General features: G+C 75.3%; 17 protein-coding genes. 12 read left to right on the top strand and 5 right to left on the bottom strand.

What is annotated here, in order from left to right:
• Window positions 1-17: 17 nt before the first annotated feature.
• Together ACYX4T_RS11170 and murA are read left to right on the top strand one after the other, a co-directional pair.
• Window positions 18-866, top strand: a complete 849-nt coding sequence (locus tag ACYX4T_RS11170) for an ABC transporter ATP-binding protein (RefSeq protein ID WP_476014588.1) — start codon at window positions 18-20, stop codon at window positions 864-866.
• Window positions 867-878: 12 nt separating this feature from the next.
• Window positions 879-2147: a UDP-N-acetylglucosamine 1-carboxyvinyltransferase gene (gene murA / locus ACYX4T_RS11165; protein WP_476014587.1), complete on the top strand. Its 1269-nt coding sequence runs from the start codon at window positions 879-881 to the stop codon at window positions 2145-2147.
• 83 nt (window positions 2148-2230) lie between these two features.
• Here the strand turns inward: murA and ACYX4T_RS11160 are convergent, their stop codons facing one another.
• A complete protein-coding gene (locus ACYX4T_RS11160; RefSeq protein ID WP_476014586.1) occupies window positions 2231-2527 on the bottom strand; it encodes a hypothetical protein in 297 nt (98 codons plus the stop codon).
• A 150-nt stretch (window positions 2528-2677) separates the two neighbouring features.
• Here ACYX4T_RS11160 and ACYX4T_RS11155 point away from each other — a divergent pair, with 150 nt between their 5' ends.
• Window positions 2678-4708: a protein meaA gene (locus ACYX4T_RS11155; RefSeq protein WP_476014585.1), complete on the top strand. Its 2031-nt coding sequence runs from the start codon at window positions 2678-2680 to the stop codon at window positions 4706-4708.
• Window position 4709: 1 nt separating this feature from the next.
• On the opposite strand, the gene ACYX4T_RS11150 is transcribed toward ACYX4T_RS11155, so the two are convergent.
• On the bottom strand, window positions 4710-5078 hold the full coding sequence (locus ACYX4T_RS11150) for a nuclear transport factor 2 family protein (protein WP_476014584.1): 369 nt from the start codon (window positions 5076-5078) through the stop codon (window positions 4710-4712).
• 421 nt (window positions 5079-5499) lie between these two features.
• On the opposite strand from ACYX4T_RS11150, the gene ACYX4T_RS11145 reads away from it, so the two are divergent.
• Entirely contained in the window at window positions 5500-6186 is a 687-nt protein-coding gene (locus tag ACYX4T_RS11145; RefSeq protein WP_476014583.1) for an alpha/beta hydrolase, read from the top strand.
• A gap of 10 nt (window positions 6187-6196) precedes the next feature.
• Here the strand turns inward: ACYX4T_RS11145 and ACYX4T_RS11140 are convergent, their stop codons facing one another.
• Complete coding sequence (locus ACYX4T_RS11140; RefSeq protein WP_476014582.1) at window positions 6197-7243, bottom strand: methyl-accepting chemotaxis protein; 1047 nt, start codon at window positions 7241-7243, stop codon at window positions 6197-6199.
• A 38-nt stretch (window positions 7244-7281) separates the two neighbouring features.
• A complete protein-coding gene (locus tag ACYX4T_RS11135; protein ID WP_476015241.1) occupies window positions 7282-7767 on the bottom strand; it encodes an NUDIX domain-containing protein in 486 nt (161 codons plus the stop codon).
• Between the two features lie 84 nt (window positions 7768-7851).
• Here ACYX4T_RS11135 and nucS point away from each other — a divergent pair, with 84 nt between their 5' ends.
• The 8 genes from nucS to ACYX4T_RS11095 all read left to right on the top strand — a co-directional run bounded on the left by nucS (window position 7852) and on the right by ACYX4T_RS11095 (window position 17911).
• On the top strand, window positions 7852-8541 hold the full coding sequence (nucS, locus tag ACYX4T_RS11130; protein WP_476014581.1) for an endonuclease NucS: 690 nt from the start codon (window positions 7852-7854) through the stop codon (window positions 8539-8541).
• Window positions 8541-9026 carry an HIT family protein gene (locus tag ACYX4T_RS11125; protein ID WP_476014580.1) on the top strand — a complete coding sequence of 162 codons (486 nt, stop codon included), beginning with the start codon at window positions 8541-8543 and terminating at the stop codon, window positions 9024-9026. The genes nucS and ACYX4T_RS11125 overlap by 1 nt, the downstream gene beginning before the upstream one ends.
• Window positions 9027-9124: 98 nt before the next feature.
• Window positions 9125-10651 (top strand): aldehyde dehydrogenase family protein, encoded by a 1527-nt coding sequence (locus ACYX4T_RS11120; RefSeq protein WP_476014579.1) that lies wholly within the window; start codon window positions 9125-9127, stop codon window positions 10649-10651.
• A 125-nt stretch (window positions 10652-10776) separates the two neighbouring features.
• Entirely contained in the window at window positions 10777-12222 is a 1446-nt protein-coding gene (locus ACYX4T_RS11115) for an MFS transporter (RefSeq protein ID WP_476014578.1), read from the top strand.
• A gap of 85 nt (window positions 12223-12307) precedes the next feature.
• Window positions 12308-13999 (top strand): radical SAM protein, encoded by a 1692-nt coding sequence (locus ACYX4T_RS11110; protein ID WP_476014577.1) that lies wholly within the window; start codon window positions 12308-12310, stop codon window positions 13997-13999.
• Window positions 13996-15183 carry an NAD(P)/FAD-dependent oxidoreductase gene (locus ACYX4T_RS11105; RefSeq protein ID WP_476014576.1) on the top strand — a complete coding sequence of 396 codons (1188 nt, stop codon included), beginning with the start codon at window positions 13996-13998 and terminating at the stop codon, window positions 15181-15183. The genes ACYX4T_RS11110 and ACYX4T_RS11105 overlap by 4 nt, the downstream gene beginning before the upstream one ends.
• The gene (locus ACYX4T_RS11100; protein WP_476014575.1) at window positions 15180-17219 is read left to right on the top strand and encodes a TIGR04283 family arsenosugar biosynthesis glycosyltransferase; all 2040 of its coding nucleotides are present in this window, start codon (window positions 15180-15182) and stop codon (window positions 17217-17219) included. The genes ACYX4T_RS11105 and ACYX4T_RS11100 overlap by 4 nt, the downstream gene beginning before the upstream one ends.
• On the top strand, window positions 17216-17911 hold the full coding sequence (locus tag ACYX4T_RS11095) for a TVP38/TMEM64 family protein (RefSeq protein WP_476014574.1): 696 nt from the start codon (window positions 17216-17218) through the stop codon (window positions 17909-17911). The genes ACYX4T_RS11100 and ACYX4T_RS11095 overlap by 4 nt, the downstream gene beginning before the upstream one ends.
• Here the strand turns inward: ACYX4T_RS11095 and ACYX4T_RS11090 are convergent.
• Window positions 17859-19367: a dihydrolipoyl dehydrogenase family protein gene (locus ACYX4T_RS11090; protein WP_476014573.1), complete on the bottom strand. Its 1509-nt coding sequence runs from the start codon at window positions 19365-19367 to the stop codon at window positions 17859-17861. The genes ACYX4T_RS11095 and ACYX4T_RS11090 overlap by 53 nt on opposite strands.
• Between the last annotated feature and the right edge of the window lie 28 nt (window positions 19368-19395).

Here is a 19395-nt window from a genome sequence, read left to right as displayed (position 1 = left end):
ACGACCGCGGAGCGCTCATGACCCGCCTGTCCGCCCAGGACGTGACCCTGGGCTACGAGGGGCACACGGTGGCCCGCGAGCTCTCGGTGACGATCCCCGACGACTCGTTCACCGTCATCGTCGGCCCGAACGCCTGCGGCAAGTCGACGCTGCTCGCGGCGCTGGCGCGGCTGCTCGTGCCGTCGGCGGGCTCGGTCGTGCTCGACGGGAAGGCGATCGCCGGGTACCGCTCCAAGGAGGTCGCCCGCCGTCTCGGCCTGCTGCCGCAGACCCCGACCGCGCCCGGCGGCATCACCGTCGGCGACCTCGTCGCCCGCGGGCGCTACCCCCACCAGGGCCTCCTGCGGCAGTGGTCCGACGCGGACGAGGAGGCGGTGACCGGGGCGCTGGCGCTCACCGGCGTGACCGACCTCGCGAGCCGCGTCGTCGACGAGCTCTCCGGGGGGCAGCGCCAGCGCGTGTGGCTGGCGATGACGCTGGCCCAGGAGACGCCCATCCTGCTGCTCGACGAGCCGACGACCTACCTGGACATCGCCCACCAGGTCGACGTGCTCGAGCTGTGCTCCCGCCTGCACGCCGAGCACGGCCGCACGCTCGTCGCCGTGCTGCACGACCTGAACCAGGCCGCGCGATACGGCACCCACCTCGTCGCGCTGCACCGGGGCGGGTCGCTGGCCGCGAGCGGGTCGCCGGGCGAGGTCGTCACGGAGGACCTGGTCACGGAGGTCTTCGGGCTCTCCTGCCGGGTGCTGGACGACCCCGAGACGGGCACGCCGATGGTCGTCCCCCGCCGCCCGGGGCGCAGCACCGCCGCGGACCACGGCCGCGGGGGTTCCGCCGACGGGGCCGTGCGGGCCGACGGGTAGCGTCACGGTCCGATGAACGAGCACTTCGTGGTGCGCGGCTCGGGCCCGCTGTCCGGTGCGGTCGACGTCGTCGGCGCCAAGAACAGCGTGCTCAAGCTGATGGCGGCGGCGCTGCTCGCCGAGGGGCGGACGGTCATCACCAACTGCCCCGAGATCCTCGACGTCCCGCTCATGGCGGACGTCCTGCGCAGCCTCGGCTGCGCGGTGTCGGTCGCGGGCGACACGGTGACGATCGACGTCCCCGGCGAGCTGACCCCGGAGGCCGACTACCGCTCGGTCTCGCGGCTGCGCGCCTCGGTGTGCGTGCTCGGGCCGCTGGTCGCCCGGTGTCGGCGCGCGGTGGTGCCGCTGCCCGGGGGCGACGCGATCGGCTCGCGTCCCCTCGACATGCACCAGGCGGGCCTGCGCCTGCTCGGGGCGTCGAGCGAGATCTCCCACGGCTGCGTGGTCGCGGGAGCGGAGACGCTGCGCGGCGCGCAGATCTGGCTGGACTTCCCCAGCGTCGGCGCCACCGAGAACATCCTCATGGCCGCGGTGTTCGCCGACGGCACCACGGTGATCGACAACGCCGCGCGCGAGCCGGAGATCGTCGACCTCGTGACGATGCTCCAGCAGATGGGCGCCAAGATCGAGGGCGGCGGGACCTCGACGCTGACCGTGCACGGCGGCGGGCCGCTGACGCCGACCACGCACCGGGTCATCGGCGACCGCATCGTCGGCGCCACCTGGGGCTTCGCGACGGCGATGGCCGGCGGCGACGTCACCGTGAACGGCGTCGACCCGCACCACCTCGACCTCGTGCTCGACCGCCTGGGCCAGGCCGGCGCCGAGGTCACCGCCCTCGACGGCGGCTTCCGGGTGGTCATGGCCGCCCGCCCGCGCTCGGTGGACTGGGTGACGCTGCCCTACCCGGGCTTCGCGACCGACCTGCAGCCGATGGCGATCGCGCTCTCGGCGATCTCCGAGGGCACCTCGATGATCACCGAGAACGTCTTCGAGGGGCGTTTCCGGTTCGTCGAGGAGATGGTCCGGCTGGGCGCCGACGCGCGCACCGACGGCCACCACGCCGTGGTCCGCGGGGTGCGGCGGCTGTCGTCGGCGCCGGTGTGGGCGTCGGACATCCGCGCGGGCGCCGGGCTCGTGCTCGCCGGGCTGTGCGCCGACGGCGAGACCGAGGTCTGGGACGTCGCGCACATCGACCGCGGCTACCCGCTGTTCGTCGAGAACCTCGCGGCCCTCGGCGGCGACATCCAGCGGATCGCGGCGCCACCCCAGCGTTGATGTGAGCACTTTCCGGGCCCATAGGCCCGGAAAGTGCTCACATACGTGAGGTGCGGAGGGGCTGACGGATCGGGGGTCGTCGCTCAGGTCTGGCGCAGCACCACGCGGGCGTCGTCGGCGTCGGACGGGAACGCGAGCAGGCGCCAGCCCTCCTCGCCGTGGCTGACCGTGACCCGTACCTTCTCCCGCGCGAGCTTGGCGACCAGCACGTCGGCGGCCTCGCGCGTCGGCACCACGGCCACGGTCTCGAGCAGGCCGAGGTCGCCGTTCTCGTCGGGCACCGCGCCCTGGGGGCCGCGGCCGAAGGTGTAGCGCAGCAGGCCGGCGAGGAGGATCACCATCGCCATGGCGGTGAGGATCTCGCCGATGGACCCGACCATCGCCCCATCATCCCCCGACCGGGCCGCCCGCGCCCGTTCTTCCTGACCGATCCTGTGGGCCACGGCATCCCGCACGCGATTCCGTCGCCCGGACCCGTCGGTAACATCAGCGGGTCATCGCCAGGTGACGCAGCACCGCGGAGGTACCGAGTGCCCTACCCCAGCGACGACGCCCGCGACCGGCCCTGGGTCATGCGGACCTACGCCGGCCACTCGTCGGCGCGCGCGTCGAACGAGCTCTACCGGCGCAACCTGGAGAAGGGCCAGACCGGCCTCTCCGTGGCCTTCGACCTGCCCACGCAGACCGGCTACGACCCCGACCACGAGCTCGCGAAGGGCGAGGTCGGCAAGGTCGGCGTGCCGGTGTCGCACGTCGGGGACATGCGGGCGCTGTTCGACGGGATCCCGCTGAACGAGGCCAACACCTCGATGACGATCAACGCGACGGCGATGTGGATGCTCGCGCTCTACGTCACCGTCGCCGACGAGCACGGCGCCGACCGCAGCTCGCTCGCGGGCACGACGCAGAACGACATCGTCAAGGAGTACCTCTCGCGCGGGACCTACGCGTTCCCGCCCGCGCCGAGCGTCCGGCTGATCACCGACATGATCGCCTGGACCTACACGAACGTCCCCAAGTGGAACCCGATCAACATCTGCAGCTACCACCTGCAGGAGGCCGGGGCGACGCCGACGCAGGAGGTCGCCTACACGCTGTCGACGGCGATCGCCGTGCTCGACGCGGTGCGCGACTCGGGCCAGGTGCCGCCGGAGGACTTCGGGCAGGTCGTCGGGCGCATCTCGTTCTTCGTCAACGCGGGCCTGCACTTCATCGAGGAGATCGCGAAGCTGCGCGCGTTCTCGCAGCTCTGGGACGAGCTGTGCCGGGAGCGCTACGGCGTCGAGGACGCCAAGATGCGCCGGTTCCGCTACGGCGTGCAGGTCAACTCGCTCGGGCTCACCGAGGCCCAGCCGGAGAACAACGTCCAGCGCATCGTGCTGGAGATGCTCGCGGTGACGCTGTCCCGGGACGCCCGGGCGCGCGCGGTGCAGCTGCCCGCGTGGAACGAGGCGCTCGGCCTGCCGCGGCCATGGGACCAGCAGTGGGCGCTGCGGATGCAGCAGGTGCTGGCCTACGAGACCGACCTGCTCGACCACGACGACATCTTCGCCGGGTCGCACGTCATGGAGGCCAAGACCGCGGCGATCGTCGAGGGCGCCCGGGCGGAGATGGCCAAGGTCGCCGAGATGGGCGGCGCGGTGCCGGCCGTCGACTCGGGCTACATGAAGTCGCAGCTCGTGTCGTCGCTCGCGCAGCGCCGGATGCGGCTCGAGTCCGGCGAGGACGTGGTCGTCGGGGTCAACAAGTTCACCTCCACCGAGCCCAGCCCGCTGCAGGCCGAGGGCGCCGATGCGATCTTCACCGTCGAGAAGTCGGTGGAGGAGGAGGCCGCCCGCGCGGTGCAGGAGTGGCGCGCGGACCGCGACCAGGAGGCCGCCGACGCCGCGCTCGCCCGCCTGCGCGACGCCGCGTCGACCGACGAGAACCTCATGGACGCCACGCTCGCCTGCGCGAAGGCCGGCGTGACGACAGGGGAGTGGGCGGCCGCGCTGCGCGACGTCTTCGGCTCCTACCGCGCGCCGACCGGGGTGTCCGCCGCGTCCTCGGGCTCGGGCGAGGCGCCCGAGGAGCTCGCCGCGGTGCGGGCGCGGGTGCGGCGGACCGCCGAGGAGATGGGCACGTCGTCGCTGCGCATGCTCGTCGGCAAGCCGGGCCTCGACGGGCACTCCAACGGCGCCGAGCAGATCGCGGTGCGGGCGCGCGACGCCGGGTTCGAGGTCATCTACCAGGGCATCCGCCTCACGCCCGCCGAGATCGTCGCGGCCGCGGTGCAGGAGGGCGTGCACGTCGTCGGCCTGTCGGTGCTCTCGGGCTCGCACCTCGAGGTCGTGCCCGCGGTGCTCGACGGCCTGGCCCGCGCGGGTGCCGACGACATCCCGGTCGTCGTCGGCGGGATCATCCCGCCGAGCGACGCCGAGCAGCTCCAGCGCCTCGGCGTGCACCGTGTCGTGACGCCGAAGACCTACTCGCTGACCGGGATCATGGGCGAGTTCGTCGACGTGGTGCGGGAGGCGAACGGGCTCGACAGCCCGTCGCCGGCGCCCGTCGCGGGGGCCTGACTCACGCGGGGACTCTGTCGAGGAAGCCGTGGACGCGGGCCAGCCGCCCGTCGTCGGCGACCTCCGCGACGTCGAACCCGATGACGACGGGTTCGGCACCGGCCGGGCCGAGGTGCCAGGTGAAGCGCACGACGTCGTGGTGGGCGTCGAGCACGTCGCCGGGCGAGAACACCAGGCCCGCGAACTGCTCCTGCGCGCCGGCGATCAGTGCGTCCACGCCGTCGTGGCCGCGGACGTCGGCGAGCGGGTCGACGTAGCGCGCGTCGGGGGTGAAGGCCGCGGCGACCGCCGCGCGACGCGCGGCCGGGTCGGTCGCGTTCCAGGCGGCGAGGTAGCGGTCGACGAGCGTGGTGGTGTCGGTGGCGGGCATGGCGTCCTCCTCGTGTCGGTGACGGGAGGAAGCCTGGGCGCGCCGCCGTAGGCGGGTCGATGACCTCGTGGGTCATGGACGATCAGCACCTCCCCGGCCGAGGCTCGGGGTCGTGACTCCCGACGAGATCGTCGCCGCCATGCCCTTCGCCGCGCGCCTGTGCATCTGGCTGGAGACCGCCGGCTCCGACGAGACCGTCGCCGTGCTGCCTCGCGCACCCGGGTCGTCGTGCAGACCGACCTCACCGACGACCGCGGCCGCCTCGTGGCGCGCACGACGCAGGCGCAGGCGGTGATCCCGGGCTGAGCGTGCTCCCGATGGGTGGAAGCAGGGACCCGGGACGAGGCCGGAGACGCCACGCTCACCGTCGCGAGCACCCGGCGACCCCGGTCCGGGTGCCGTCGGCGACCCGGAGGCACCGATGCCCCAGACCTCGGACCGTCAGCCCACCCTGCTCCTCGTCCACGGCGCCTGGCACGGCTCCTGGTTCTGGGACCCGCTGCGGGTCGAGCTCGACGGCTTCGACGTACGCACGGTCGACCTGCCCAGCTGCCGGTCCGACCCCGACGCGCTGGGCGACCTGCACGCGGACGCCGAGACGGTGCGGGCGGCGCTGGAGGCGATCGACGGACCGGTCGTCGTGGTCGCGCACTCCTACGGCGGCCAGCCCGTGAGCGAGGCCGCCGGGGAGTCGGTCGCCCACATCGTCTACCTGTGCTCGTTCATGCTCGACGCCGGCGAGTCGCTGCTCGGCGCGGTGGGCGGGACCCCGCCGCCCTGGTGGGAGGTCCACGAGACCCACATCGTCGCGCGGACGCCGGAGGAGGTCTTCTCCAACGACCTCGACGAGGCGACGGCGAGGGAGGCCGCCGGGCGCCTGGGGCTCCTGAGCCGGGCCGCCACCGAGCAGCCGCTGACCCGCGCCGCCTGGCACGACGTGCCGACCACCTACGTCGTGTGCGACCGGGACGCGGCCATCCCGCCGTTCGCCCAGGAGGCGATGGCCGGGCGCGCCGGCACCGTCGTGCACCTCGACGCCGGGCACTCGGCGGCGGTGTCGCAGCCGGCCGAGGTCGCCGCGATCGTGCGCCGGGCCGCGGGCAGCTGATCGGGGCGGTTCAGCCCTCGGGCTCCTCCTCGTCGTCGCCGCGCGAGCCGCGGCGCTTGAGGAACGAGAAGCCCGGGATGCCGTCGATCGCCTGGCGCAGCTCCTTGGTGACGTCGAGCAGCTCGTGCAGGTCCGGACCGACGCGGTCGAGGGTCGCGAGGATCGGCATGATGTCGGACACCATGTGCTCGGTGAGCTGCGGCATCTGGTCCACGAGCTTGATCGCCGCGTCGACCTCCTCCGGGCTCAGCTCGTCGATGAACCGCCCCGCGAGCGGCGCGCCCTGCTCGAGCATCGGGCGGTAGAGGTCGAGCAGCTCCTGCGCCGAGCGGCTCGTGGCGCCCGCGCCCTCGACGATCTCCCGGGCGCCCGAGGTGATCTCCCGGGCGTCGCCGACGACGCCGTCGGCGCCGCTGGTGATGCTGCGGGCGGAGTCGACGACCTCGCTCGCCCCGCTGGTGATCGAGCGCGCCGACGTGACGACCTCGTCGGCGCCCGCGGTGATCGACCGCGCCGAGGTGACGACCTCGTCGGCGCCCGCGGTGATCGACCGCGCCGAGCCGACCACCTCGTCCGCGCCGGAGGTGATGCGCCGCGCGGACTCGACGACCTCGCTGGCCCCGCTCGTGATGCCGCGCGCCGAGCTGACCACCTCGTCGGCACCTGTCGTGATCTTGCGGGCGGAGCCCACGACCTCCTCGGCGCCGGCGGTGATCGAGCGCGCGGAGCCCACGACCTCCTCGGCGCCGCTGGTGATGCTGCGCGCCGAGGAGACGACCTCGTTCGCGCCCTCGGTGATCCGCCGGGTCTCGCCGAGCACGCCGTCCACGCGCTCCATGACCCCGTCGACGCGCCCGACGATGCCGTCCGCGCGGTCGACCAGGCCGTCGACCCGGTCGGCGAGCTGCCCGAGCACGCCGACCAGCCGCGTGACCTCGTCGAGCAGCGCGTCCACCCGCCCGGGCAGGCGGGCCCCGACGTCGACGACCTCCCCGACCCAGCCGACCACCTCGCCGGGCGTGGGCACCGACAGCGGACCGAGCCGAACCAACGCCATGCCCCCACTGTGCCCGCCCACCGGCGATCCACTCCCCGTCACGGCGACCGGAGGAGCAGCAGGGCGTAGGCGGCGAGCGTCTGGGCGTCGGTGATCTCGCCGGCGCGCACGCGGTCCTCGAACTCCGCGCGCGTGACCCAGGCGAAGCGCATGTCGGCCTCGGTGTCCTCGCGGTCGGGCTCGCCGGCGGTGAGGTCGGTGGCGAGGAACGCCCGCCCGCGCTGCGAGGACACGCCGGGCGCGACGTCGAGCAGCCCGAGGTAGGTCCAGGTGGCCGCGGTCAGGCCGGTCTCCTCGGCGAGCTCGCGCTCGGCGAGCTCCCGGGCGGGCATCGGCGCGCGGTCGGGAGCGGTGCCCTGGACGAACTCCCAGCGCCGCAGCCCGATCGGGTAGCGGTACTGCTCGACCATGGCCAGGCGGTCCCCGTCGAGGGCCACGACCAGCGCGTAGTCCGGCTTGTCGATCACGCCGTACAGCCCGTCGGACCCGTCGGGGCGGCGGAAGGTGTCCTCGCGCAGGACCATCCAGGGGTTGGCGTAGACCTCGCGGCTGCTGGTGGTCACGGGGTGCTCCACGGCGCCGCATCCTGCCCTCCTACGCTCGGCGCCGTGCGTCTCGTCATCGCCCGGTGCACGGTCGACTACGACGGCCGCCTGACCGCGCACCTGCCCAGCGCGCTGCGGCTGCTGCTGGTCAAGGCGGACGGGTCGGTCAGCGTCCACGCCGACGACCGGGCCTACAAGCCGCTGAACTGGATGAGCCCGCCGTGCTGGCTCACCGAGGCGCCCGGGGCGAGCGGGGCGACGGGAGAGGCCGAGAGCGTGTGGACCGTGCGCAACAAGGCCGACGAGACGCTGACGATCACCCTCGAGGAGATCCAGCACGACTCCAGCCACGAGCTCGGCGTCGATCCCGGACTGGTCAAGGACGGCGTCGAGGCCCACCTGCAGGAGCTGCTCGCCGCGCACGTCACGACGCTGGGGGAGGGCTGGACGCTCGTGCGCCGCGAGTACCCCACCGCGATCGGGCCGGTCGACCTGCTCTGCCGCGACGACCGCGGCGCGTCGGTGGCCGTGGAGATCAAGCGCCGCGGCGAGATCGACGGCGTCGAGCAGCTGACCCGCTACCTCGAGCTCCTCAACCGGGACCCGCTGCTCACGCCCGTGGCCGGGGTGTTCGCCGCGCAGCAGATCAAGCCGCAGGCCCGGACGCTCGCGACCGACCGCGGCATCCGCTGCGTCACGCTCGACTACGACACCCTGCGCGGCGCCGAGGTCGACGAGTTCCGGCTGTTCTGATGCTCCCGCGTCTGCGGCGCGCCCTCGGCCGCCGGCTGGGGCGGGTGCGCCGGCACCTGCCCGCCGAGGTCGACGGCGAGTGCGTCTTCTGCCGGATCGTCGAGGGCCGGGGCGAGGCGAGCCTCGTCGCGACGTCCGACCGGGCGGTGGCGTTCCTCGACCTGCAGCCGCTGACCAGGGGCCACGTCCTGGTCGTGCCGCGGGCGCACGCGCGCGGGCTGGCGGACCTCGACGACGGCGACGGCGCGGCGGTGTGGTCGCTGGCGCGGCGGGTGGCGGCGGGGCTGCGCGCCGCAGGGCTCGCCGACGGGGTGAACCTGCTGCTCGCCGACGGCGCGGTGGCCTGGCAGACCGTGTGGCACGTCCATCTGCACGTCATCCCTCGCCGCCGCGGCGACGGCCTGCGCCTGCTCGCGGCCTGGACCCGGCCGGACCGGGGGCGCCTCGACGCCACCGCCGACCGGGTCCGCGCGGCCCTCGGGTGATCGAAGTACCGATACGGACACTGGGTGTCAGCGACGGCACTTCGCTGGCACGAACGAGACAGTCGCGCCTGACCGCTACTGACCCGTAGCCTCCACGCATGACGAGCACCCGCGACGCGGCCACGGTGCCCGCGACGAGCCAGGACGCCGGCGAGCAGGACACCTTCGACTCCCTGGACCCCCGCTCCGGCGAGGTCATCGCCTCGTACCCGCGGCACACGCCCGCGCAGGTCGAGGAGAAGGTCGCCCGGGCCCGGCGGGCCGCGCGGTGGTGGACCGACCTCGGGTTCCGGGGCCGCTCGCACAAGCTCGCCGCGTGGCGCCAGCTCATCGACCGCCGTCGCGACGAGCTCGCCGCGGTCGTCAGCCGCGAGACCGGCAAGCCGATGGACGACGCGCGCATCGAGGGCATCCTCGCGCTCGATCACCTGCACTGGGCCGCCACGCACGCGGAGAAGGTGCTCGGGCCGCGCAACGCCGCCGCCGGCCTGCTGATGATCAACCACAAGGCCACCGTGGAGTACCCGGCGCTCGGCGTGGTGGGCGTGCTCGGGCCCTGGAACTACCCGGTCTTCACGCCGATGGGCTCGATCGCCTACGCGCTCGCGGCCGGCAACACCGTCGTGTTCAAGCCCAGCGAGCTCACCCCGGGGGTCGGGCAGTGGCTGGTCGACACCTTCGCCGAGGCGGTCGGTGAGGACGCGGTGTTCCAGCTGGTCACCGGCGAGGGCGAGACCGGCGCCGCGCTGTGCCGGGCGGGCGTCGACAAGGTCGCGTTCACGGGCTCGACGGCCACGGCGAAGAAGGTCATGGCGACCTGCGCGGAGACGCTGACCCCGGTGCTCGCCGAGTGCGGCGGCAAGGACGCGCTGCTCGTGGACGCCGACGCCGACCTCGACGACGCCGCGGCGGCCGTGGTGTGGGGCTCGATGTCCAACGCGGGCCAGACCTGCGTCGGCGTCGAGCGCGTGTACGTGGTGGACGCGGTGGCCGAGGAGCTGCTCGACCGGGTCGCCTCGCGCGCCGCGCAGGTGCGCCCGGGCGGGGCGCCGGACTCCCAGTACGGCCCGATCACCATGCCCTCCCAGCTCGGCGTCATCTCCGGCCAGATCGACGACGCCCTGACCCGCGGCGCCCGCGCGGTCGTCGGCGGCCGCGAGTCGGTGCGGGCCCCCTACGTCGACCCCGTCGTGCTCGCCGACGTCCCCGAGGACTCCTCGGCGGTCACCGACGAGACGTTCGGGCCGACGGTCGTCGTCAACCGGGTCCGCGACATCGACGAGGCCGTCGAGCGCGCCAACGCCTCGCGCTACGGGCTCGGCGCCTCGGTGTTCGCGAGGGCACGCGGGCACGACATCGCGCGGCGGCTGCGCGTCGGGATGGTGTCGGTCAACGGCGTCATCGCCTTCGCCGGCATCCCGTCGCTGCCGTTCGGCGGCGTCGGCGACTCCGGGTTCGGGCGCATCCACGGCGTCGACGGGCTCCGCGAGTTCACCCGCCCGCTGGCGATCTCCGAGCGCCGCTTCCGCAGCGTCAACGTCATGACCTTCGACCGGCCCGGCTGGGTCGTCAAGGTGCTCGCCGGGCTGGTCAGCGTGCTGTACGGGCGACGCGGCCAGCGCTGACGCTCCGCCGCCACCCGATCACGGGACTCGATCTACCGGCGCGGTGCCGCCGTCGGGCAGGCTCGGTCCGTGACCGAGATCCACACGCCGGCGGTGGTCGGCTGGAAGCTGCGCGGGCGCGACCGGTGAGCGCGCCCGGCGGGGACCCGAAGCGGTGGCTCGTGCTGGTCGCCATGACCGGCTCGCTATCGATGATCATGCTCGACCAGACCGTGGTGTCGGTCGCGCTGCCCACGATGGGCCGGGAGCTGTCGCTGGACCCCGCCGCCCAGCAGTGGGTGGTCAACGCCTACGTGCTCGCCCTCGCGGCGCTGGTCGCGCTGGGCGGGAAGGCCGCCGACCTGCTCGGCCCGCGGCGGGCGTTCCGGTCCGGGGTGACCCTGTTCTTCCTCGCGTCCGTGGGCTGCGGGCTCGCGCCGGCGGGGCCCGCGGGGGAGGCGGTGATCATCGCCTGCCGGACGCTGCAGGGGGCGGGCGCGGCGCTGATGGTGCCGGTGTCGGCGGCGATCGTCATCGCGGCGTTCCGACCCGGCGAGCGCGGGCGTGCCATGGCGATCTTCGCGGGCATCAGCCAGGTGTTCGTGGCGCTCGGGCCGCTGATCGGGGGGCTGCTCACCGAGTACGTGTCCTGGCGGGCGGTGTTCTTCCTCAACGTGCCGGTCGGGATCGCCACCCTCGTGCTCGTGGCGATCGCCCCGGTCCCCGCCGCGCGGGTCCCCGGCACGGTCGTGCGGCCCCTGGACGTCGTGCTGGTCGTCGCGGGTCTCGCCGCGACGACGTTCGCGATCCAGGCCGCCGGCGCCGTCGGCCCGGACCCGGGGGTCCTGGCCCTGCTCACCGCCGGGGTCGGGGCGACGGCGTGGTTCGTCGTCCGGCAGGTCCGGGCGAGCGACCCCCTCATCCACGTGCGGCTGTTCACCGACCGGGGCTTCACCGGCGCGGCGGTCGTCATGGGGCTCGTCCAGTTCGGGCTGCTCGGGCTCGTGCTCTACAGCTCGATCTACCTCCAGGAGCTGCTCGGGTTCGGGCCGATGTCGGCCGGGCTCGCCGTGCTGCCGCTGATCCTGCCGCTGACGCTGGCCGCGCAGGTCGGCGGCCGCTGGTACGACCGGGCCGGCGTGCGCGGGCCGGTGCTCACCGGTCTCGTGCTCTGCGGCGTCGGCACGGTCGCGTGGCTGCTCGCGCTGCCCGGACTGGACTACGCCCTGCAGACCCCGGGGATGGCGCTGGTCGGCCTCGGTCTCGGCCTGACCCTCTCGCCGACCAACACCGACGCGCTCTCCCGCGTCGGGGTCACCGAGCGCACCCAGGCCTCGGGCGTGGTCCAGACGGTCCGCCAGCTCGGCGGCACCCTCGGCGTCGCGGTGATCGGCGCGGTGGTCATCGCCGCCGACGCCGACCTGCCGGGCCGCACCGCCGCCCCGTCCGGGATCGCGGCGGGATTCGGCGTCGCGGCCGGCGCGTTCGTCCTCGCGGCCCTCGTCGGGGGCACGCTCCTCGCCGGCCGCACGCCGACCGCGGCTCCGCCGAGCGGGGCGCGCCGGGGGACCAGGCCCGTCGACGCGGGGTGATCGCGGCCGCCACGCGGCGCCCACACGCGACCACGGGCACGATGGGCGGTGCACGACCGATCGTCCTCGAGCGCGGGAGACGCCGGTGACCCGGATCGCCCTCTGCGGTGGCATCTACTCCAACCCCTACGCACTGCGGGCGTTCCTCGCCGACGCCCGGGCCCGCGGTGCGGAGCGTCTGGTCTGCCTGGGCGACTTCGGGGCCTACGGCGCGGAGCCCGAGGCGGTGTTCCCGCTGCTGCGCGAGAACGGCGTCGAGTGCCTGGCGGGCAACTACGAGGTCGCGATCGGCTCCGGGCAGACCGACTGCGGGTGCGGCTACGCCGACGACGCGGACAACGCGTTCGCCCAGATCGCCTACGACTACACGTTCGCCAACACCTCCCCGGCGTTCGCGGCCTGGATGCAAACGCTGCCGACCGAGCACCGCGAGACCGTCGACGGCGTCGACGTCCACCTCGTGCACGGCTCGACGCTCGCGGTCAACGACTTCTGGTGGGAGTCGCTCGACCCCGACGCCCACCGGCTGCGCGTCGACGCCTCCGGCGCGGACGTCGTGTGCTGCACGCACTCCGGGCTGCCCTGGAGCCGTCGCGTCACCCGCTCCGACGGCGGCGAGACCCTGGTGGTCAACGTCGGCGTCCTCGGTCGTCCGGCCAACGACGGCGGCACGCACGTCTGGTACGCGCTGCTCGACCTCGGCGACGGCACCGCCAGCGCGACGCTGGTGCGCCTGGACTACGACTGGCGCGCCCAGGCGGCGTCGATCCGGGCGGCCGGGCTCCCCGAGGCGTTCGCCGAGTCGGTCGAGACCGGGTGGCTGACGACGTGCCTGGAGATCCTGCCGCCCGTCGAGCGCTCCCGGGGCCGGTTCCAGCTCTACAAGTCGGCGATGCCCGCCTTCGACGGCGGGTCCACCTCGTGGGGGGACGGGCCCGTGGTGCCCGACGACGGGCGTCCCGTGATGCCCCTGTTCGGCTCGGCGCTCTTCCCGCCGCGGCTCTGGCTCTACACGAACTTCGACTGCAACCTCGCGTGCACGTACTGCTCGGTGGCCTCCTCGCCGCGGGCGCGAGCCCGGCGGATGGACCGCGAGCGCTTCTCCGCGCTGGTCGCCGACGCCGTCGCCGAGGGCTTCACCGAGCTCTACGTCACCGGCGGGGAGCCGTTCCTCGCCGGTGACCTCGTCGACATGCTGCTCGAGGCCACCGAGTGCCTCGACGTGGTCTGCCTGACCAACGCGATGCTCTACCGCGGGCGGCGCCGCGAGCAGCTCGAGCGCCTCGCGGGTCGGGCCCGGCTCACGCTGCAGACCTCGCTCGACGGCGCCGACGCGGCCTCCCACGACGTGCTGCGCGGGCGCGGGTCGTGGGCGCGCGCGATGGAGGGCCTCGACCTGGCCGTCTCGCTCGGGCTGCCGGTGCGGGTGGGGATGACCGAGACCGAGCACAACGCCGGGCAGGGCGACGCCCTGCGCACCCTGCTCGCCGGGCACGGGGTGCCGCCGGAGCGGGTGGCGGTGCGCCCGCTGATCGCCCGGGGCCACTCGGACGAGGGCATGGCGATCGGCGAGGACGACACGGTCCCCGAGCTCACCGTCACCACCGACGGCTGGCACTGGCACCCCGCGGGCGCGGACGTCGCGACCAGCCCCGACATGCACCTCGCCGGTCCCGAGGTACCGATGGCCGAGGCCAAGCGCCGCGTCGTCGAGCGCTTCCTCGAGATGCGCCGGCGGGACGGGTCGCTGCCGACGATCTACCAGTGCGCGGTGTGAGGGCCGTGCGGATCGCCGTGCTCGGTGCCGGGCCGATCGGTCTGGACGCCGCCCTGGCCGGGGTCGCCGACGGTCACGACGTGACCGTCTACGAGGCCGCGCCGCGGGTCGCGGAGAACGTGCGTCGGTGGGGGCACGTGCGGCTGTTCACGCCGTGGTCGATGAACGCCTCGGCGCGCATGCGGGCCGCGGTGACCGGTGTCCCGCACGCCACGGACGCGGCGCCGACCGGGCACGAGCTCGCCGACCGGCTCCTCGAGCCGGTCGCCGCCGCGCTGGGCCCCGACGTCGTCCGGACCGGCGTGCGCGTGCTCGGTGTGGCCCGTTCCGGACGGCTCAAGCACGAGCAGATCGGGACACCGGAGCGCGCGGCCACGCCGTTGCGGCTGCTGCTCGCCGGCGCCGTCGGGACGGTCGGCACCGAGTGGACCGAGACCGCCGACCTCGTCCTCGACACCACCGGCAGCTACGGCCGCGGGAACCCGCTCGGCGACGGTGGTCTGCCCGCCCCGGGCGAGGCCGCCTGCGCGGACCGGATCGTGCGGACGGTCCCCGACGTCGGGATTGGCGACTGGTCGGGGACGACGCTGCTGGTCGGGGCGGGGAAGTCCGCGCAGACCGCGGCCCGCGACCTGGCGGGCGTCCCCGGCGCCCGTGTGGTGTGGGCGGTGCGCGACGAGGACCCGGACTGGGGCGCGATCCCCGACGACACGCTGCCCTCCCGCCAGGCCCTCGTCGACCACGCCGAGGCCGCCCGCCGCGGGGCCGGCCCGGTCGCCGTCCGCACGGGGACCGTGGTCAGCGCACTGCGCCCCGAGGGTGAGCGCGTCGTCGCCACCCTGGTGGCGGGGGCGGGACCGGCCGAGGAGGTCCGCGTCGACCGGGTGGTGGCGCTGACCGGCTACACCGGCGACACCGGGCTCTACCGCGAGCTGCAGGTCCACGAGTGCTACGCCACGGGGGCGCCGATGAACCTCGCCGCCTCGCTGCTCGCGGCGGCCGGGGACGGCCCGGCCGACTGCCTCGCCGCGCCGGCGCCGGGCGTCGACGTGCTCCGCAGCCCGGAGCCGGACTTCTTCGTCCTCGGGATGAAGTCCTACGGCCGCTCGAGCGCTTTCCTGCTGCGCACCGGCTACGTCCAGGTCGACGAGGTGCTGGGCGCCTACGCGGCGGTGGGCGCGTGAGCGTGTCCGTGGTCGTCCCGGTGCTCGACGAACAGGAGCGCATCGTCGGCCTGCTCGACCACCTGCAGGAGCACTTCGAGGAGTGCGAGATCGTGGTGGCCGACGGCGGCAGCACCGACCGCACCGTGGAGCTGGCGCGCCCGCGGGCCACGGTCGTGCACGCGCCGGCGGGCCGGGGCGCGCAGGCCGACGCGGGCGCGGCGGCCGCCGCGGGGGACGTGCTGTGGTTCGTGCACGCCGACACCCGTCCCGATCCGGCCTCGCTGGCCGCGATGTCCGCGGCGCTGGCCGACCCGGGCGTCGTCGGCGGCGGCTTCCGGCTGCGCTTCGACCGGGGCGGACCAGCGCTGCGCTGGCTGGAGTGGACCTCGAACGCGCGGGCGCGGCGGCTGGGCTGGGTGTTCGGCGACCAGGCGATGTTCGTGCGCCGCGAGCACTTCGACGCGGTCGGCGGGTTCGCCGGCCTCGTGCTCATGGAGGACCTCGAGATCAGCCGGCGGCTGCGCGGCCGGGGGCGGGTCGTGGTGCTCGACCCGCCGTGCGTCGCCTCGGCCCGTCGCTTCGCCGAGCACGGCACGCTGCGCATGATCGTGCGGATGCAGTGGTGCAAGCTGCTGTACTTCCGGGGCGTCCCGCCCGAGGAGATCCGCCGCCGGTACACCGCGCCCCGCGGTGGCCTCCGTCGCCGGCTGCGGCCGGTCGACCCCGCCTTCGCCGACGCGCTGGCGCGGCGGTGGGCCGAGCTGCCCGCCACCGCCCGGACCCCCGGCCAGGTGCTCGGGCGGCACGCCGTCGGGTGCGAGGGCACCCACGGCGTCTTCCCGCGCTGCGACCTCGCCTGCACGCCCTGCTACCACTCCCGCGACGCCAACCGGGTGCGCGTCGACGGCGCGCACACCCTCGAGCAGGTCGAGGCGCAGATGGCGCACTTCGAGCGGGTGCGCGGCCCGGTCGCGCACGCCCAGCTCATCGGCGGGGAGGTGACGCTGCTCGACCCCGACGACCACGCCGCCGCGCTGGAGATCATGCGCCGGCACGGCCGGGAGCCGATGAGCATGACCCACGGCGACGTCGACCCCGACCACCTGCGCCGGATCGCCCTCGGCCCGGACGGGCGGCGCCGCTTCCGGCGGCTGTCGTTCGCGGTGCACGTGGACTCCCTGATGTACGGGCGGCGCGGCATCCCGAGGCCGCCGGACGAGCGCTCGCTGACCCCCTACCGGCGGCGCTTCCTCGAGGCGGTCGGCGCGCTGCGCCGCCACGGGGTGCGCTCGTTCGTCGCGCACAACATGACCGTCACGCCGGCCAACCTCGAGCAGGTGCCCGACGTGGTGCGCGACTGCCTGCCGCTGGGCTTCGGCATGCTCTCGTTCCAGCCCGCCGCGTTCGTGGGCGACGACCGGCGCTGGCGCGAGGACTTCCGCGACCACGACGCCGACGCGGTGTGGGCGCGGATCGAGGCCGGCGCCGGCGCCCGCCTGGACCCGACGCTGTTCGAGCACGGGGACGTGCGCTGCAACCGCGTCGCCTACGGCGTGCGCTTCGGGGACCGGTGGTTCCCCCTGCTCGACGGCGACGACCCGCGCGACCTCGCCGTGCGCGACGCATTCTTCCGGTACCTCGGGCCGGTCACCTTCACCGGGGTGCCCCCGGCGCTGCTCGCGGCGCGGCTGGCGCGGGTCGTGGCCCGCCACCCCGCGGTGGTCGCCGTGACGGCCGGCTGGCTCGCGCGCCTCGGCCGCCGCGTCGGCCCGGCGCGGTGGCTGCGCCACCGCCCGCGGCCGCTCACGTTCGTCATGCACAGCTTCATGGACGCCGCCGACGTCGCCCCGGCGTGGGCACTGACGCAGCGCGGGGAGACCGCCGAGGACCCGCGGGTGCGGGCGACCCAGGAACGCCTCGCGGCGTGCCACTACGCGATGGCCCACCCCGAGGACGGAACGATCGTGCCGGCCTGCGTGCAGCACGCGGTGCTCGACCCGGACGAGAACGCCGCGCTGCGCCGCCTGCTGCCCCTCGTGGAGCGCGACCGGTGACCGGCCCCACGGTGCCCGCGGAGGACGCCCGCTGGGTGCGGGTCCTGCGCTCGCCCTGGCCACGGCTCGGGCTGTTCGTCGTGCTGCTGGTCGCGGCGGGCGTGCTGGCCGCGACGCGGGGGAGCTCGCTGGTCGCGGACACCCGCGCGTGGGTCGCGGGGCTCGGGCCGGCGGGGGCGGTCGCGTTCGTGGTGGTCTACGCGCTCGCCACCATGGCCCTTCTGCCGGTCTCGCTGCTGTCCGCCGTCGCCGGCGTCCTCTTCGGGCCCATCGCCGGGGTCGTGGTGGTGTGGACGGGGGCGATGCTCGGCGCGGGCGGCTCGTTCGCGGTCGGGCGGGTGCTCTCGCGGCCGGCGGTGGAGGCGCTCGCGGGCGAGCGCCTCGAGCGGCTGGACCGCTTCCTGACCCGCACGCCGCGCCGGTCGTTCGTGGCCGTGCTCGTCGTCCGGCTGATCCCGCTCTTCGGCTTCGTGCTGGTCAACTACGGCGCGGCGGCCACGGCGGTGGGCGTGCGCCCCTACCTCGCGGGCACCGCGGTGGGGATCGTGCCCGGCGTCGTCGCCCTCGTGGTGGCCGGCGGCACCGCCGACGACCCGACGTCCCCGGCGTTCCTCCTCGCGGCGGGCGGGTTCCTCGCGCTCACCGTCGGTGGTGTGCTCGTCGCCCGCCGGCTGCGCGGGCCGGCCCGCTGAGCCGCCGCGCGAGCACCCCGAGGCGCGCCGTCCGCCGCGCCCCCGGCCTCGCGAGGGTGGCGCCCAGCTCGGCGAGGGCGGCGTTCCACACCGCGTCGCCCCACCCCGGGTAGGGGTGGGTGACACCGGCGAGCTCGCGCAGCCGCCCCCGGCGCGCGACGAGGGCCGTGAGCTCGGTGAGCACCTCCCCGGCGCGGGGGCCGACGACGGTGGCGCCGAGCACCCGGCCGCGTCCGTCGAGCACGACGTGGGTGATCCCGGCGGTGTCGTCCTCGGTCACGGCCCGGTCCACCTCACCGTGCCCGAGGGTGCGCACCCGCACGTCCGGCGCGGTCTCCCGGGCCTGCTCCTCGGTGAGCCCGACGTGGGCGACCTCCGGGTCGGTGTAGGTCACGCGGGGCATCGCGCGGTGGTCGACGCGGCGCAGCGGGGCGAGCACCGCGTTGGTCGCCGCGACGCTGCCGTGGACCCCGGCGACGTGGGTGAACGGCCGCGACAGCCGGGCACCGCCCGCGGGCAGGTCGCCGACGACGTCGCCGGCCGCGAAGACCCCCGCCGCGCTCGTGCGCAGCCGGTCGTCCACGACGACGTGACCGGTGGACGTCCGCGTGACGCCGAGGTCGTCGAGGCCCAGGTCCGCGGTCGCGGGCGCCCGCCCGAGGGCCACCAGGACCCGCGCGCCCCGGACCCGGGCGCCGTCGTCGAGCTCGACCTCCCACCCCCGCCCCGCCCGGTGCACCGCCGTGGCACGGCGGCCGGTGCGGAGGTCCACCCCGTCGCGGGCGAGCGCCGCGGCCAGGCGGGTCGAGGCCGCGGGCTCCTCGGCGGGCAGCACGCGGTCGGCCGCCTCGACGAGCGTGACCGACGTACCGAGGCGCGCGAAGCCCTGCCCGAGCTCGCAGCCGATGGGCCCGGCACCGAGCACCACCAGCGAGGGCACCGGCCCGCCGAGGTCCCACACGGAGTCGGTGGTCAGCGGTGCGGCGTCGGCCAGCCCGGGGATCGCCGGCACCACCGGGTCCGCACCGGTGGCGATCACCGCGCGGCGGAAGCGCAGCGGGGTCCCGTCGGCGAGGGCGGCGTGACCCGGCCCGGTGAAGCGCAGCGTGCCCGTCCGCACCTCGACGCCGTCGGCCTCCAGCGACGCGACGGAGTCGACCGGGGCGATGCGCTCGCGCGCCCGGTGCACGTGGGCCATGACGGCGGCGAGATCGACCTGCGGCTCCCCGGTGCGGACCCCGAACCGCGCCCCGTCCCGGGAGGCGTGGGCGTGCGCGGCGGCCGCGAGGAACGCCTTGGAGGGCACGCAGCCGGTCCACAGGCAGTCCCCGCCGGTGCGGGCGCGCTCGACCAGCACGACCCGCGCCCCGAGCCGGGCCGCCGTGCGCGCGGCGACGAGTCCGGCCGTGCCGCCCCCGACGACGAGCAGGTCGACGAGAGACGTCCTGCGGTGCACCCGACCTCCGATCCCGGCACGATCGCAC

The organism is Actinomycetospora sp. ABD4_176 (genome assembly GCF_056311855.1).
The sequence above is the reverse complement of the archived record's forward strand: the minus strand, read 5'-3'. Positions and strand labels throughout refer to the sequence as shown.